The sequence below is a fragment of the Pseudomonas sp. IPO3774 genome (assembly GCF_013386835.1).
Lineage (GTDB): Bacteria > Pseudomonadota > Gammaproteobacteria > Pseudomonadales > Pseudomonadaceae > Aquipseudomonas.
The window spans coordinates 242,368-257,351 of the sequence record NZ_JACAQY010000034.1 but is presented as its reverse complement, the minus strand read 5'-3'; the positions used below and the strand labels follow the sequence as shown (position 1 = coordinate 257,351).

Sequence of the window (14,984 nt, the reverse complement as noted above, 5' to 3'; positions counted from 1 at the left end):
AACTATTGCGTGCTATCCAGCGGCTTTTCGACTTATTAATCCACAGCGGTTTTCAGTAGCCTTTTTCCTTTGCTTACCCAAAGGAATGCCCCCATGCAGGATGCCCCCTCCGTTACTCCCCTCTCATCTTCCGACGACAACAGTGCGTTCATTCGCCAGGCCATTCCGGACTGGCTGGTACAGGCGCCGGCCCACCGCATAGAAGCGTTGAAACAGGCCAGGCTCGAACAGGCGCAGTGGATGGACAGCTTGTCGCCGCTGCAGCGAAGAACCTTGAAGGCGTTCAATGAAACCAGTTTCAAATCCCAACACGCGGTGGATAAACACCTGGCCAACGTCCAGGCACTCAAGCCCTTCGCCATAGGCCTGCTCAACGGCGCGCTGAAAGAACAATTCAACCTCACCGTGGATGTCGAAGGCACCTCTCTTCGTTTGTATGAGCCGCTGAGGCTCGGCACCCTGGGGATCAAGGCCGGCGAATACAAAGTACTGGAGGTGTCGCTGGTGCAGGCTGCCCTGCATAACTTTGAAGCCAGTGAAGGTGAAGACGGCGCATTCGATCCTGCCTCCGGGTTCACCCAATACCCGGGCCGGGAAGGCGCCTCTCCCAGGATCAGCCCGGCGCTGACCGTACCCGCCTTTATCAGGCTGTGCCGTACGCTGGACGTGGGTGCCCGCTACCAGGCGCACCTCAAGGAAACATTACTGCCCACCGACGAGACGGCCGCCACCCGGTTGCGCGACGCCGTGATCACCAGCCAGAAGGATGCCCTCAGGGCTGCGGCGTACCTGGCGCTGCTCAAGCAGGACATTCTCCCGGATGACTTCACCATGGTGCTCAAGGTGGTCGACGGCGAACGCAACCCGACGCTGGGCGGCAAGCCGGTGTGGTTCAGTTGCCTGAGCGTGATGGACCGCGCGCTCATGGGGAGCGTGGTGTTTACACCGGTGGAAAAATATCGCTATGCCACCGACTTCATCGTCTACCTGCCCCACGATCCGGAGCACCCGCTCAAGCGCTACAACAGCCTTGATGCGCTGAAAACCGAACTGAACCGCCAGTGGGTGGCGCGCGACAAAGCGCCAAGCGAATCCGGCAATAACAACCGCCCGACGCCCACGAGCTACCAGCATTTTTTCAGCCAGTTTCTCAATGAGCATGACAAGCCGGCGTTCTTCAACCGGTTTACCGAACCCGCTGCGGACTCCACCGCCGCCGTCGACGCAGTAGCGCGTTCGCCGGTGACCCAGACGATGCTGCAACTGGCCTTCCCGGTATTGACTACGACGGTCATGCCCCAGTCGCTTCCGCCCCCGAAAGCCGGCTGCAGGGTGGTGAAGACGGGCGCTCCCGACCTGTACCTGATGGTGGTCTCAAGACAGGGCCTGTGGGCTGACAACGTCGACCTGTGGGCCAACCTGTTTGAGCATGGCCGCGACAAGGCCCTCGGCGATGCGCGCGACCAGGCAGTGCCCACCGCCGATGTCGACGCCCGGGTGCGCGCGCAAAAAATCGCCCGTTGGCTGGAGGCCGGCGCTACCGTGCTCGGCCTGGGACTGGCGTTCGTCCCGGTGCTCGGCGAAATCATGCTGGCCGCCATGGCGGGCCAATTGCTCTACGAAACCTTCGAAGGTGTGATCGACTGGGGCGAAGGCGACCGTGATACGGCCAAGGCGCACTGGTTCGACGTCGCCCAAAACCTGGCCGCCATGGCGCTGCTGGCCGGCGCGGGGAAAGGCCTGCAAAAGCTCGCTGCACCGCCTACACCCGCGTTGGTACAAGGGCTCAAGCCGGTTCGTTTGCCAGGTGGCGAGCTACGGCTATGGAAGCCGGACCTTACGCCTTATCGCAGCCCCGTCGTATTGCCCAAGGACGCCACGTTTGATGACCTGGGCTTGCACAGCCACGACCAGCAGCCGCTGCTGCCCCTCGACGATCAACTGTATGCCGTCAAACCCGAGCCCGACGGCGACACCTATCGCATACAACACCCCACACGCTCCGACGCTTATGCCCCGCAGGTGGCGCATAACGGCGCAGGTGCCTGGCTGCATGAAGGCGAAGAACCACTGACCTGGGACGGCCCGGCGCTGATGCGCCGCCTGGGTTGTCGCACCCGGGGCTTGAGCGACGCACAACTGGAACAGGCACGCCTGGCCAGTGGCACTCGCGCCGATCAACTGCGCCAACTGCATGTGGACCTGCAACCGCCGCCCGCCCTGTTGAGCGACAGCCTGGCGCGCTTTGGCATCCATCAGCGGATCGAGACGTTTATCGAGAAGATGGGCAGTGACGACCCGCTGGATTATGCGCTGGCCGACCCGGCGATCACCGAGCGCGTGGTGGCGCACCGAGGCTTGACCTATCCGGCGGTCCTCGACCCGACTCCCCGGGTGCTGGACGAACAGACGATGCTGTGGCGCCGGGAAGTTGCCCAGGCCGCCCGGGACAGTCGGACCTCGCTGTTCGACGCGGATTATCGCGCCCATAACCTGAACCGCTCGCCCCCGGTACAGCAGCTCATGGACAGGTTTTCCGGCCTGCCGGCGGAGGTTGCCAGGCAGTTGCTGGAAACCGCCACGGACGCGGATTTAACCACGCTGAGTGGCCATCAGCAGTTGTCACCAAGGCTCACCGCCCTGGCGCGCGAAAGCCAGCAGCAAGTGCGCATGGCACGGGCCTATGAAGGCTTGTTCCTCGACACCCTGCAGAGCCAGGACAGCCTGCGCTTGGCCCTGCATACCCTGCCCAGCTTGCCGGGTTGGGACCCGAGCCTGCGGGTGGAAATCCGCTTGGGCAGCGAACAGGGGCCACTGATCGACGCCGTCGGTCCAGAGGCCGACGCACCGCCGCTGGTGCTGGCGATGGGTGAAGACGGAGCGTTCGGCGCCACCGACCTGTATGGCGCCGTTCTGGCACGCCTTGAACAGGGCCAGCGTCGAGCACTTGGCGAGGCGGCACGGGACGCCGGCACCTTGAAGCAACGGGTGCGGCAAACGCCATTGGCCCGGGACGAGCTGCGCTCGGTGCTGCTGGAATACCCGGTGCTGCGCAAACCCTTGGCAGGAGACCTGCGCCTGCGGGGCGGCTCCCCGCTGCACAAACTTACTCAATTGCGCAGCACCCATACGCGGGTGCGCAAGCTGTATCCGGGGTTCAGCGACGAGCAGGCCTCAGCCTTCATCGAGACCCTCGGGAGCGATGCGCGCACTGAGTTGACGCGCCGGGAAGACCAATACGCCGCCCTCAAACGCGCACTCAAGGACTGGGTGAATCGCAGTGCCCGAGAAGATACGAGCCGGCGTCCATTTGAGGTAAACCCGGGAGGCCGGGAGCAGTCAGTGGCCGATGCGTTGAGAGATTGCTGGCGCCGACAGACCGTGGATCGTGCCGGGGCCTACACCGGGCGCCGACTGGAAATCAGCGCCCAGGTGAACCTGCCCAAACTCAACGCCGATTTTGGCCATGTCGAGGAGTTGGTTCTCGACTACGTGAGCTTCAGCGACGGCCCCGGGCAGTTCCTTGGCAACTTCCCCAATCTGAAACGTTTGACCCTCAAACAAGTCGGCGGTATCGGACGCCACACGCTGACCGAACTGCCCGAAGCAATCACGGCCATAAAGGCGCTGACGCACCTGGACCTGTCGAAAAATGCCATCCGCCTGAGCGAAATCAGCGCCGGCCAACTGGCCGGCCTGAGCCGCCTGGAAGAACTGTGCCTGAACGACAACCCCTTGGGCACCCTGCCGGATTTCAGCCCGCTGCTACGACTGCGAAAGCTGGAGCTGCGTGACACCCGGATCAATCAGTGGCCCGCAGGCCTGCTGGAACTGCCGGAGCTGAGAGAAGTCGACCTGTCCGGCAATCACCTGAGCGCGGTGCCCGACAGCCTGCTCAACCCAGCCCCCGAAAAAGTGGAAGCCAGCATCCGTTTCAACCGCATGACCCGCCTGCGTGACAACCCATTCACCCCACAAGCCAATCAGCAGATGCGGGCGTACATCGCTCGCCTGGCACAAACTCGCCCGGGCTGGCGCAACGGCGGCCAGCCTGGCGCCTTCGAAGTACCCTTGAGCCACACCGACGAAATGCGGCGGATAAGGGACCTGTTTCCCGGCTACAGCGAGGAGGAAAACGAGCAATTCGTATTGCACGCAGGCGACGGGGCGCCGGCTGAACTGACGCGCCTGGAAGGCGAGTGGCAAACCTTGAGCACCCAACTGAACGCCTGGGCCACACAACGGTTCCTGGTGGCTGCCGACAGCGAAAACCTGCGTGCAGGGGATGCCAATCATCGCCAGCAATTCGCTCGAGACCTCAAGGCGTGCTGGCGGCGCATGACTCCCAAAGTGCTGGCCCAAGATGGTTCTCCCGCCGGCTACACCCTTGAAGCACTCGGTTTGAGAGTCGGCGACTTGCCTGCGCTGGAAGCAGATTTCAGCCACGTTGGGTCAATCAAGCTTCAGGGCATGCAATCCGTTTACGGCCTGGATGAGTTTCTCGGCCACTTCAGTCACACCCGTTGGCTCGACCTGTCGTACGGAGAGTTGCGTTCAATCCCGCCCAGCGTTGCCCGGATGACTCGGCTTACCCGCCTGGACCTCAGGAGCAACCAACTTTCCCTGAGCGAGGCCGACGTGGATCTGCTGGAGGGGCTCACCTCACTCAAGATCATCAATCTGAGCCGCAACCCCCTGGCGCGTACCCCCAACTTCGCAACCCTGCCGAACCTGCGTAGGGTGAATTTGAAAAACACCGGGATCACCGAGTGGCCGCAGGGCTTGGGGCCACATCAGGCGTTGGACATCGTTAACCTGGCGCAGAACCGCATCACGCAGTTGCCCGAGTCCCTGGTCAACCCGCTGCCCGAGGAGGCCGAGGCATTCATCTACGTCAACAACGTCACCTTTATCGACGGCAACCCGCTGAGCACCGAAGCCCGCAGGCAGTTGGTCGAGTATTGGAGCAATGCAACCTTGCTCCACCGCGAGGCAGCAGCGGGCCGGCAGCCCGGCGCGATGCGTTATCGGGCGCCACAGCCCGCTACAGTCGAGGTTCACGCGCCTCAAGAACAGATCGTGGACGACACACCGGAGCCGGCATACCAGCACTGGATGGATGGTCTGTCACCCGAGGAAATCGACGCACGACGCAGCCTGTGGGAGTCGATTGCCGAGAAACCCGGTTCGCAGATCTTCCTCGACATCCTCGACAACCTCAAAGAATCGGCGGAGTACCGCAGCCGCTATACCGACCTGCAATCGCGCCTGTGGCAATTGCTCTATGCGGCCCGGGACGATGGCTTGCGTGAAGAGCTGTTCAACCTGGCGGGTGACCCGCGCTGCGGCGATCGGTCGGCCCTGGTGTTCAGTGACATGGAGACCAAGGTGCTGACGTGGCAAGCCACGCGCTATGCCGCCGATGGCGAGGCGGGACCGGCACTCTACACCTTGGCCAAAGGTCTTTTTCGCCTGGACGAGGTGGAAAAATTAGCCAGCGCAGACATTCGGGTTCGAGAAGGCATGATTCGCACGTCGACCATGACCCCTGAACAAAAAGTCGCCGCCCTGGAAAAACTGGAAGATATTGAAATTCGCCTGGCCTATCGCATGGGCCTGGCCCGCCGCCTCGGCCTGCCCGGTCAGCCCAACGATGCCCGCTACCTCGCAACGGGACAGGTAGCGCCGCAGATCCTGAATAATGCCGCCATCACAATAGAAAAACTGGACAACTCCAAGAAGCTCGTACAGTCGCTGCTGGGCCGCGAATTCTGGCAGGCCTTTATTCGCAACCATTATGACGATGAGTTCAGAGTCCTGAGGGAGCCCCATGACGTGCGCTTGAATGCGTTATCCGAGGAACACGATGCGGGCGCCCTCAGTGATGAGGCATACGCAACCCAGGCTGAAAATGTGCAACTGCAACTGGCCGTGGACGAGGCGCAACTGATTCGCTCGCTGACCCTGCGCGACTGGGTGCCGTGCAAGGCGCGCTGCAGCATCACCTGATGGATTCAGGGCGTTTGCACCAACCGCCCCAGCCGTTGCTTGAGCATCTGGTTCTCGGCCCGCAGTTGCTGGACTTCCTCCAGCAGGTCGAGCGCCAGGGCGACGCCTTCCCATTCCAGCTCCAGGTCCTTTTGCAGCGCCGAGGCGCGCTTGGCCAAGGCCAGTTCATAATCGGTGAAGCGCCAGGACTCGGGACTGGTCCCCACCGGTTCAACGATGCCGTGCTCGACGATTTCGATCACGTAGGCCACCGACAGGTCGGTGGCCTCACAGAATTCTGCCATGTTCACTTGAACCAAACGGGGACTGCTCATCGTTAGCTACTCCATGATTCTCTTGGATCGAAGGCGGCTTTTTGTGCCAGTTCCTGCCACAACGCCTTGACCTCGTCGTCGGTGTTTTTCGGCATCACCGCCTTGAGTTGCACAAACAGGTAACCGCGCTGCCCGGCCTTGTTCAACAAGCCATGGCCCTTGGCGCGCATGCGCTGGCCGTTCTGGCTGCCGGCCGGCACCTTGAGGTTGATCTTGCCGGTGAGGGTCGGCACCGCCACTTCCGTGCCCAACGCCAGCTCCCACGGGGCCAGTGGCAGGGTGATGATCAGGTTCTCACCTTCCACATCGAATTTAGGGTGTGGCGCGAACTTGATGATCAAGTACAGATCACCATTGGCACCACCGCCAATCCCCGGCGCGCCCTGGCCCTTGAGGCGGATGCGCTCGCCGTCGGCCACACCGGCCGGGATCTTCACGTTCAGGCTCTTGGTGGTGTTGCTGACGTGTTGGCCGGCCGCGTTGTATTGCGGCACCTGGAAGTTGACCTGCTTGGACTCGTTGGACAGGGTCTCTTCGAGGAAGACCGGCAGTTCCATTTCCACATCTTGCCCTCGACGCCCGGCACTGCGGCCCTGGGCACCACCAAAACCATTGCCGCGCGAACCGAAGATCGAGCTGAAGAAGTCCGAGAAGTCGCCGGTGTCCTGGCCACCGCCACCGTAGCCGCCACGGCTCTGCCAGCCTGGCGGGCCCTGGAACGGCTGGCCATGCTGGCCGTATTTGCGCAGATCGTCGTATTCGGCGCGTTTGTCGGCGCTTTTCAGCGCTTCATAGGCTTCGGACGCGTCCTTGAACTTGGCTTCGGCGTCCTTTTCCTTGCTCACGTCCGGGTGATATTTGCGCGCCAGCTTGCGATAGGCGGCCTTGATCGTTTTGTCGTCGGCAGTCGGCTCGACGCCGAGAATCTTGTAATAGTCTTTGAAGTCCATCGGGAGTATCACCGTCCGTTATCGATATCGCACTGCCAGCGTCACAGCATGCGCCTGTTTGCGGCGTCTGGATTGACCGATCTCAATCTTGTGACCGAAGGGTGCGTCAGAAGTTTATCGGCGCTGCGGGCAGAATCCTGCAACCACCAACCGTATGGGGAGGATTTGGGGGCAAAGGCCGGGCTTTCAAGGTAACAAGTGCGTTGTATTTAGCGGATAGTCGGCCTACGCATCTGCACGCGGGTGGCATACACTGCGCGGCCGTTTTTCAACCGGAACCCGATTGACATGAAAAACCCATCCCCAGCCCGTGCCTGCGGTATCGACTTCGGCACGTCCAACTCCACCGTCGGCTGGATTCGTCCCGGCATGGAAACGCTTATCGCGCTGGAGGACGACAAGATCACGCTGCCGTCGGTGGTGTTCTTCAACTTCGAAGAACGCCGCCCGGTCTACGGTCGCCTGGCCCTGCACGAGTACCTGGAAAACTACGAAGGCCGGCTGATGCGCTCGCTCAAGAGCCTGCTGGGTTCCAAGCTGATCAAGCACGACACCAGTGTATTGGGCACGGCCATGCCGTTCACCGACCTGCTGGCGCTGTTTATCGGCCAACTCAAGAGCCGCGCCGAGACCACCGCCGGGCGTGAGTTCGAAGAAGTGGTGCTGGGCCGTCCGGTATTTTTCGTCGACGACGACCCGATGGCCGACCAGGAAGCCGAGAACACTCTGGTGGACGTGGCCCGCAAGATCGGCTTCAAGGACATCTCGTTCCAGTACGAACCGATTGCCGCGGCCTTCGACTACGAGTCCACCATCGAGAAAGAAGAGCTGGTGCTGATTGTCGACATCGGCGGGGGTACCTCCGACTTCTCCCTGGTGCGCCTGTCGCCCGAGCGCCGCCAGATCGACAACCGCCACGACGACATCCTCGCCACCGGCGGTGTGCACATCGGCGGTACCGACTTCGACAAGCAGCTCTCGCTGGCCGGCATGATGCCGCTGTTCGGCTACGGCAGCCGCATGAAGAGCGGCGCTTATATGCCCACCAGCCACCACATGAACCTGGCGACCTGGCACACCATCAACTCGGTGTACTCGCAGAAATCCAAGCTGGCGCTGGGCAGCATGCGCTACGACATCGAGGACACGGGTGGCATCGACCGCCTGTTCAACCTGATCGAGCAGCGCGCCGGGCACTGGCTGGCGATGGAAGTGGAAGAAACCAAGATCCAGCTGACCCAACAGGACAGCCGCCATGTGCTGCTGGACCGGGTCGAGCCGGGGTTGAGCGTGGAATTGAGCCGGGCGTTGTTCGAGTCGGCCATCGATGGCTTGCTGGAGCGGGTGCGCAATGCGGTGACGCAACTGCTCAACGACGCCTCGGTGGACGTGGCCCAGGTGGACACGGTGTTCTTTACCGGGGGTTCCAGCGGGATTCCGGCGCTGCGCCACAGCATCTCGGCGATGCTGCCGAATGCGCAGCATGTGGAAGGGAACATCTTTGGCAGTATTGGCAGTGGTCTGGCGATTGAGGCCAGCAAGCGCTACGGCTACTGAGTTTTAGCTGAAACCGTGGCGCGCCCTTCGCGAGCAAGCCCGCTCCCACATTCGGCTGCATTCCAAAGTTGGAACTCGGTCAAATGTGGGAGCGGGCTTGCTCGCGAAGGGGCCAGTCCAGGCAACATCAATGCCTAAACCATCCCCGCCAGCTTCAACTCACTCTTCAAGTACGCATAATAAATCGGCCCCGCCACCACCCCCGGCAGGCCGAACGCGGCTTCGAACACCAGCATCGCCAACAACAATTCCCACGACTTGGCACTGATCTGCCCACCGACAATCCGCGCGTTGAGGAAGTACTCGACCTTGTGGATCACGATCAGGTAGCCCAACGCCGCCACCGCCACCCAGATCGACAGCGACAAGGCCACGATGGTGATCAGGGTGTTGGACATCAGGTTGCCGATCACCGGTAGCAGGCCCAGCAGGAACGTCAGCACGATCAGGGTCTTGGTCAGCGGCAGGTGGATCCCGCACAGCGGCAGCACCACCGCGAGGAAGATCGCGGTGAACGCGGTGTTCAGCGCGGCGATCTTGATCTGCGCGAAAACGATGTTGCGAAAGGCCTGGACCAGCAGGTGCAGGCGATCAAACAGCGCGGCCGCCAGGGGTTTGCGCTTGGTCAGGTCCGGCACCCGTTGCAGGGCGATGATCGCCCCCAGCACCATGCCGATCAACAAGGTCACGAACATGTGCGCGGCGTCTTTGCCCACCAGTTGCAGTTCGCTGAGGTGTTTGCTCAGCCATTCGCCGATGGCCACGCGGAACTCGGCGGCGCTGGCCGGCAGGTAGGCGTCGAGGAACGGCGGCAACTGGCCGCGGGCACGGTCGACCACGCCCATGAACTTATCGAGGGAGGCCCCCGGGTTTTCCGCTTCGTGCAGCAGGAAGCTGATGGCCCCGGCAAAGATCAGGGTCAGGATGCTGACGATTAAGGTTCCCAGCAAGGCTACCGCCAACCAGCGCGCACGCCGGCCTTCGATCAACCGCTGCAACTGCGGGGTGAGCATGTTGACCAGCTCATACACCAGCAGCCCGGCCAGCAGGCTCGGCAGCAACTTCAATGGCAAAACCAGCAGCAGCCCGCCAAAAATCAGCACGCAACTGACCAACAACAACACGTGACGCTGAGAAAACGTTGGCATACAGCCTCAAAACGAACGGCGTTAAAGGATGGGCAGTCTGCCAGCGTTGGGTGAATCAAGCGAGAAGTCTAAACGCGGTCCAATGTGGGAGCTGGCTTGCCTGCGATGGCGGTGGGTCAGCCAACAAAGGCATCGACTGTCAGGTCGCAATCTTAGGCAAGCCAGCGCCCACAGAGTTCTGCATCATTATTTCTTCAGGCAGGTGCTCATAAAGGTTTTACGCGCATCGCCGGTCAGCGCCTGGTTTTTCGCGGTGGCGTTGCAATCTTTCATCTTCTGTTGCTGGGGGGTCAGGGTCTTGGCGTCGTTGGCCGCCGGGGCCGCCTTGAGGCAGTTGCTCATGAACGCCTTGCGATCATCTCCGGTCTTGCCACTGGTCTTGGCTTCGGCGTTGCAAGTAGTCATTTTTTGTTGCTGAGCCGTCTGTGCGGCAGTCGCGGCAAAGCCTTGGGAACACAGCAGCAGGCCCATCATCAACAGCGGAATACGCAGCATCTTCATGGAGTTTTCTCCCTGTTACCGTGCCGAGGGGCACGGCCTCCCCAGCAGTGTAGTCAAACCCTGTTACACCTTCCTGCCGCGTATATGGGTCCGGCGATACTGCTCCGGCGTGCAGCCGGCCTGGCGCTGGAACATCGCGATAAACGCCGAGGCCGTGCTGTAGCCCAGGTCAAACGCGACTTCCTGGACGCTGCGCGCGCTGTCCAGCGCCTCGATCGACGCCAGGAACCGCAGGCGTTGGCGCCATTCGCCGAAGCTCATCCCCAGCTCACGCACAAATAGCCGCGCCAGGGTGCGCTCACTGACATGCACCTGCTGCGCCCACTGGGCCAGCGCGCGGTTATCGCCAGGGTCGGCCTGCATGCCCTCCAGCACACTGAGCAACCCGGGATGGCTGGCATACGGCAGGAAACAATCGTGCACCGGCGCCTGCCTGAGCTGGTCTACCAGCACCTGGGCCAGGCGCACGTCGGCGTCGTTCTCGGGAATGTTGACATCACGCTCGGCGAAATCACTGAGGATCGCCTTGAGGATATCGCTGATGGTCAGGGTGCACGGCTGCGCCGGCAATTGTTCGCACAGCGTGGGCGCCAGGTACACCGAGCGGTAAACGATCGCCTGGGCGTTGTAGGAACTGTGCTGGGTGTTGGGTGGGATCCATACCGCATATTGCGGCGGCGACATAAAGCGACTGCCGGCCACTTCAAAGCGCATCACGCCACGGGCCGAGTAGTCCAGGGAACCCCAGGCATGCTGGTGCGCACTGGCATGGGTGTCAGCCTCGAATTCCGAATAACGGAAATACACCGGGGCCGGCAACTGGTCAAAATCGGGAAGGTTGATGTACTTCTTGAGCATGTTGTCTGGATACAAAGGTCGGATGGCTGGATCGAAGTATAGGCTTCGATACAGACAAAGGATAATCACCGCTCATAGACGCAATTGGTTCCTTTCGATGCAATACGCTTATCCGTTACTGGCCATTTTTATCTGGGCCGGCAATACCGTGGTCAACAAACTCGCGGTGGGGACGATTTTCCCTGCCGAGATCGGTTTTTACCGCTGGCTGCTGGCCGGCCTGCTGTTTACCCCGTTCATGCTCAAACCCGTCATCGCCAACTGGCCGCTGATTCGTCCCAACCTGGGCAAGATCTTCATCCTCGGCGTGCTGGGCATGGCGGTGTACCAGAGCCTGGCGTATTACGCCGCGAACCTGACCTCGGCCACCAATATGGGCATCATCCTCTCGCTGATGCCACTGATGGCTCTTACTGCCGCAATCATCAGCCTTGGCCAGCGCCTGACCTTCGGCGCCCTGACCGGTGCCGTGCTGTCGTTTGCCGGCGTGGTAGTGGTGGTTTCCGCCGGTAGTCTCAGCGCCCTGCTGCAACACGGGCTGAATATGGGTGACGCGATGATGCTGGTGGCCACCCTCGCCTACGCGGTCTACAGCACCCTGCTGAAAAAATGGCAGCTGCGCTTGCCGCCACTGGTGTTGCTGTACCTGCAGGTGCTGGTGGCGGTGGTGGTGTTGTTTCCGCTGTTCCTGCTCTCCGACAAGGCCGGCCTTGGCTGGTCGAATATCCCGCTGGTGCTGTACGCCTGCCTGCTGGCCTCGATGCTCGCGCCGCTGGCCTGGATGCATTCGGTGAAGACCCTCGGCCCAAGCCGCACCACGCTGTTTTTCAACCTGCTGCCGCTGATCACCGCGTTGATTGCCGCAGTGGTGTTGAAAGAGCAACTGGCGATGTATCACCTGGTGGGCGGCTTGCTGACCCTGGGCGGGGTGATTTTGTCGGAGCGCTGGACGACGCCGGTTCGCAGCAATGTCAGCGCGCAGGAAGCTACTTGAGCCCCACCACTCCGGCGACGATCAAGCCCACCGACACCAGCTTGATCAGCGTCAGGCTCTCCCCCAGCAACGCGAACCCGAGAAACACAGTGCCCAGTGAGCCAATGGCGGTCCAGATCGGGTAGGCCACGCTCACCGGCAACTCACGCATGGCCAGGGTCAGGAAGTAGATCCCGCCCACGGCCGCGACGACGGTGACCAGCGACGGCCACAGCCGGGTGAAGCCGTCGGCGTACTTCATGCCCATGGCGAAGGTCACCTCAAAGCCGGCGGCGATCAGCAGGAAAAGCCACGACACTTCAGAAGCTCCCGGCCAGGTCGCGCAGTTGCCCTTCGACTGCATCGCAGGAACGGCGGAAAACGCTCGGGTCGGACTCTTCGCCTTCTGCGGCGATCACCGTGACGTCTTCAATGCCGATGAACCCCAACGCGGTCCGCAAGTGCGGATCGGCGTGGTTCATCGCCTCGTTTTCCCCGCCCGGGCCAAAGCCGCTGCCGCCGCGACTGGTGATGATCAAGGCCTTTTTGCCCAACAATAACGGCTGGTACTGGGCGATGCCCTGGCTGTCCTGGGTGATGTCCACGGTATGGCCCATGCGCACGATCTGGTCGATCCAGGCCTTGAGGCCGCTGGGAATCCCGAAGTTGTACATCGGTACGGAAATCACCAGCAGTTCGTGCTCGACGAGCTCGGCTACCAGCTCATTGCTCAGTTGCAAATCGGCGTGCATGGACAACGGCATCGCCTGCGGCTCCGGGTGGAAGCTGGCGGCAATGAACGCTTCGCTGACGTGGGGGATAGACGCCCGGCCCACTTCGCGGCGGGTCAGCTGCGCGTCGGGATTGGCGGTGTGCCAGGCAGCCAGGAACACCTCGGCAAGGCGCCGGGAGTGGGAACGTTCGCCGCGGGGGCTGGAATGGATCGCAAGCATTTTTTTCATCTGTAGGCCTTCACACGCTAGACTCAGGCAACCTGAATGGCTGCCTCTGTTGCGCATAAATCTAGAGCCGAGCGGCCACCCTCACAAATGAGCAATAGTTGTTTTGGATGAACTGAATTCATCCATGGAGTCTCACATGTTTGCTTCGCTGCCCCTGACCGCCCTGCGCGCCTTTGAATCGGCCTCGCGCCTGTTGAGCTTCAAGGCCGCCGCCCAGGAGTTGTCGGTCACGCCGACGGCGGTATCCCACCAGATTCGCTCCCTGGAAACCTGGCTCGGCGTGCCACTGTTCGAGCGCCTTCCGCGCCAGGTGCGCCTGACGGAACGCGGCGAGCGCCTGTTCCACAGCCTGCACGGCGCCTTGCTGGACGTCGCGCAAAGCGTCGACACCCTGCGCCCGCAACGCAGCGCCGGCAATCTCACGCTCTCCACTACGCCGGCGTTTGCCGCTCTGTGGCTGGTGCCGCGACTCGGGCGCTTCTATGCCGCCCATCCGGATATCAGCCTGCGCCTGGACACCAACTGCGCCGTGGTCGATTTACAGCAGGATGCCAGCGTCGACCTGGTGATCCGCTACAGCATCGACGACTACACGAACCTCTACGGTTTGTGCCTGTTCGACGAATGTTTCGCCGTGTATGGCTCCCCCGAACAAGTCGCCCTGGCGCGCGAGCGCACCCCGACCCTGATCAGCGTGCGCTGGCATAACTCCAGGCTGTACGCCCTGGGCTGGAAGGCCTGGTGCGAAAAGGCCGGGGAAGACTGGTTGCAATCCGCTTCGCCGCTGCGCGAATACGACGAAGAACACTACGCCCTGCAAGCGGCCATCGCCGGCCAGGGCCTGGTGCTGGCGAGCAATATCCTGGTCTCGGAAAGCGTCGCCAGCGGGTTGCTGGTGCCTTACCGGCCACAGGTCCGCGTCAACGGCGCCGGCTACAGCGCCCTGTGCGTACCGGGACGGGAACGGCACCCGCCGGTCCGGGCGTTTTTTGAGTGGTTGCAGGAGGAAGCGCGGCTGTCGGGGCACGCTCTGTAAAATCCGATAAAACTTTTTGCGTTGCCTGGGACTCACAACTTGGAGCGATCACGCCGGCAGAGCGTGGCGCAAAACCGGATTAGTACCAGGAGAATGAGATGACTGACTCACATTTGTCTGACGTAGCCACTTTACGTGACCGCGCCCGCAAGAACGTCGAAAACGGTGCCGTGACCGAAGGTTATGACGCCGACCGCCAGGAAATCCTGCGTCTGCTCAACGAATCGCTGGCCACCGAGCTGGTGTGCGTGCTGCGCTACAAGCGCCACTACTTCATGGCCAATGGCGTCAAGGCGCATGTCGCCGCCGAGGAGTTCCTCGAGCACGCCACCCAGGAAGCCGAACACGCCGACAAGTTGGCCGAGCGTATCGTGCAGTTGGGTGGCGAGCCGGAGTTCAACCCCGACCTGCTGTCGAAGAATTCCCACGCGCAGTACGTGGCCGGCAATACGCTGAAGGAGATGGTCTACGAAGACCTGGTGGCCGAGCGCATCGCGGTAGACAGCTATCGCGAAATCATCCAGTACATCGGTGACAAAGACCCGACCACTCGCCGGATCTTCGAAGACATCCTGGCCCAGGAAGAAGAACACGCCGACGACATGGCGGATATTCTGAAGGACCTGTAACTAACACAGCTAACACCGCAAAACCCATGTGGTAGCGGGCTTGCTCG

General features: G+C 61.8%; 12 protein-coding genes. 5 read left to right on the top strand and 7 right to left on the bottom strand.

The genetic code is table 11. The features are described from left to right. Positions 1-93: 93 nt before the first annotated feature. On the top strand, positions 94-6,009 hold the full coding sequence (locus HYE77_RS19280; RefSeq protein ID WP_177069139.1) for an NEL-type E3 ubiquitin ligase domain-containing protein: 5,916 nt from the start codon (positions 94-96) through the stop codon (positions 6,007-6,009). A gap of 5 nt (positions 6,010-6,014) precedes the next feature. Here the strand turns inward: HYE77_RS19280 and HYE77_RS19275 are convergent, their stop codons facing one another. Next, on the bottom strand, positions 6,015-6,323 hold the full coding sequence (locus HYE77_RS19275) for a chaperone modulator CbpM (RefSeq protein ID WP_003217397.1): 309 nt from the start codon (positions 6,321-6,323) through the stop codon (positions 6,015-6,017). A gap of 2 nt (positions 6,324-6,325) precedes the next feature. After that, positions 6,326-7,273 carry a DnaJ C-terminal domain-containing protein gene (locus HYE77_RS19270; protein WP_003217399.1) on the bottom strand — a complete coding sequence of 316 codons (948 nt, stop codon included), beginning with the start codon at positions 7,271-7,273 and terminating at the stop codon, positions 6,326-6,328. 288 nt (positions 7,274-7,561) lie between these two features. Here HYE77_RS19270 and HYE77_RS19265 point away from each other — a divergent pair, with 288 nt between their 5' ends. Beyond that, positions 7,562-8,830 carry an Hsp70 family protein gene (locus HYE77_RS19265; protein WP_102605727.1) on the top strand — a complete coding sequence of 423 codons (1,269 nt, stop codon included), beginning with the start codon at positions 7,562-7,564 and terminating at the stop codon, positions 8,828-8,830. Between the two features lie 134 nt (positions 8,831-8,964). On the opposite strand, the gene HYE77_RS19260 is transcribed toward HYE77_RS19265, so the two are convergent. From HYE77_RS19260 to HYE77_RS19250, 3 genes are all read right to left on the bottom strand, one after another. Further along, the gene (locus tag HYE77_RS19260) at positions 8,965-9,978 is read right to left on the bottom strand and encodes an AI-2E family transporter (protein ID WP_003217402.1); all 1,014 of its coding nucleotides are present in this window, start codon (positions 9,976-9,978) and stop codon (positions 8,965-8,967) included. Positions 9,979-10,164: 186 nt separating this feature from the next. After that, complete coding sequence (locus HYE77_RS19255; RefSeq protein ID WP_177069138.1) at positions 10,165-10,479, bottom strand: PsiF family protein; 315 nt, start codon at positions 10,477-10,479, stop codon at positions 10,165-10,167. 63 nt (positions 10,480-10,542) lie between these two features. Next, positions 10,543-11,337, bottom strand: coding sequence for a helix-turn-helix transcriptional regulator (locus tag HYE77_RS19250; RefSeq protein ID WP_177069137.1), 795 nt, complete (start codon positions 11,335-11,337; stop codon positions 10,543-10,545). A gap of 97 nt (positions 11,338-11,434) precedes the next feature. On the opposite strand from HYE77_RS19250, the gene HYE77_RS19245 reads away from it, so the two are divergent. After that, positions 11,435-12,331, top strand: coding sequence for a DMT family transporter (locus tag HYE77_RS19245; protein ID WP_087693122.1), 897 nt, complete (start codon positions 11,435-11,437; stop codon positions 12,329-12,331). Here the strand turns inward: HYE77_RS19245 and HYE77_RS19240 are convergent. Next, entirely contained in the window at positions 12,324-12,629 is a 306-nt protein-coding gene (locus HYE77_RS19240; protein ID WP_003217412.1) for a multidrug efflux SMR transporter, read from the bottom strand. The genes HYE77_RS19245 and HYE77_RS19240 overlap by 8 nt on opposite strands. A gap of 1 nt (position 12,630) precedes the next feature. Continuing rightward, a complete protein-coding gene (locus HYE77_RS19235) occupies positions 12,631-13,272 on the bottom strand; it encodes an FMN-dependent NADH-azoreductase (RefSeq protein ID WP_087693121.1) in 642 nt (213 codons plus the stop codon). Positions 13,273-13,396: 124 nt separating this feature from the next. Here HYE77_RS19235 and HYE77_RS19230 point away from each other — a divergent pair, with 124 nt between their 5' ends. Then, positions 13,397-14,308 carry a LysR substrate-binding domain-containing protein gene (locus tag HYE77_RS19230; protein WP_177069136.1) on the top strand — a complete coding sequence of 304 codons (912 nt, stop codon included), beginning with the start codon at positions 13,397-13,399 and terminating at the stop codon, positions 14,306-14,308. Positions 14,309-14,406: 98 nt separating this feature from the next. Then, complete coding sequence (locus HYE77_RS19225) at positions 14,407-14,937, top strand: bacterioferritin (RefSeq protein ID WP_003217418.1); 531 nt, start codon at positions 14,407-14,409, stop codon at positions 14,935-14,937. Positions 14,938-14,984 lie beyond the last annotated feature (47 nt).

Bases quoted from the DNA above. Each gene is read 5' to 3' on its own strand.
- HYE77_RS19265 (WP_102605727.1), top strand. From the start codon at position 7,562: ATGAAAAACCCATCCCCAGCCCGTGCCTGCGGTATCGACTTCGGCACG.
- HYE77_RS19260 (WP_003217402.1), bottom strand. From the start codon at position 9,978: ATGCCAACGTTTTCTCAGCGTCACGTGTTGTTGTTGGTCAGTTGCGTG.
- HYE77_RS19225 (WP_003217418.1), top strand. From the start codon at position 14,407: ATGACTGACTCACATTTGTCTGACGTAGCCACTTTACGTGACCGCGCC.
- HYE77_RS19235 (WP_087693121.1), bottom strand. From the start codon at position 13,272: ATGAAAAAAATGCTTGCGATCCATTCCAGCCCCCGCGGCGAACGTTCC.
- HYE77_RS19270 (WP_003217399.1), bottom strand. From the start codon at position 7,273: ATGGACTTCAAAGACTATTACAAGATTCTCGGCGTCGAGCCGACTGCC.
- HYE77_RS19245 (WP_087693122.1), top strand. From the start codon at position 11,435: ATGCAATACGCTTATCCGTTACTGGCCATTTTTATCTGGGCCGGCAAT.
- HYE77_RS19250 (WP_177069137.1), bottom strand. From the start codon at position 11,337: ATGCTCAAGAAGTACATCAACCTTCCCGATTTTGACCAGTTGCCGGCC.
- HYE77_RS19275 (WP_003217397.1), bottom strand. From the start codon at position 6,323: ATGAGCAGTCCCCGTTTGGTTCAAGTGAACATGGCAGAATTCTGTGAG.
- HYE77_RS19280 (WP_177069139.1), top strand. From the start codon at position 94: ATGCAGGATGCCCCCTCCGTTACTCCCCTCTCATCTTCCGACGACAAC.
- HYE77_RS19230 (WP_177069136.1), top strand. From the start codon at position 13,397: ATGGAGTCTCACATGTTTGCTTCGCTGCCCCTGACCGCCCTGCGCGCC.
- HYE77_RS19255 (WP_177069138.1), bottom strand. From the start codon at position 10,479: ATGAAGATGCTGCGTATTCCGCTGTTGATGATGGGCCTGCTGCTGTGT.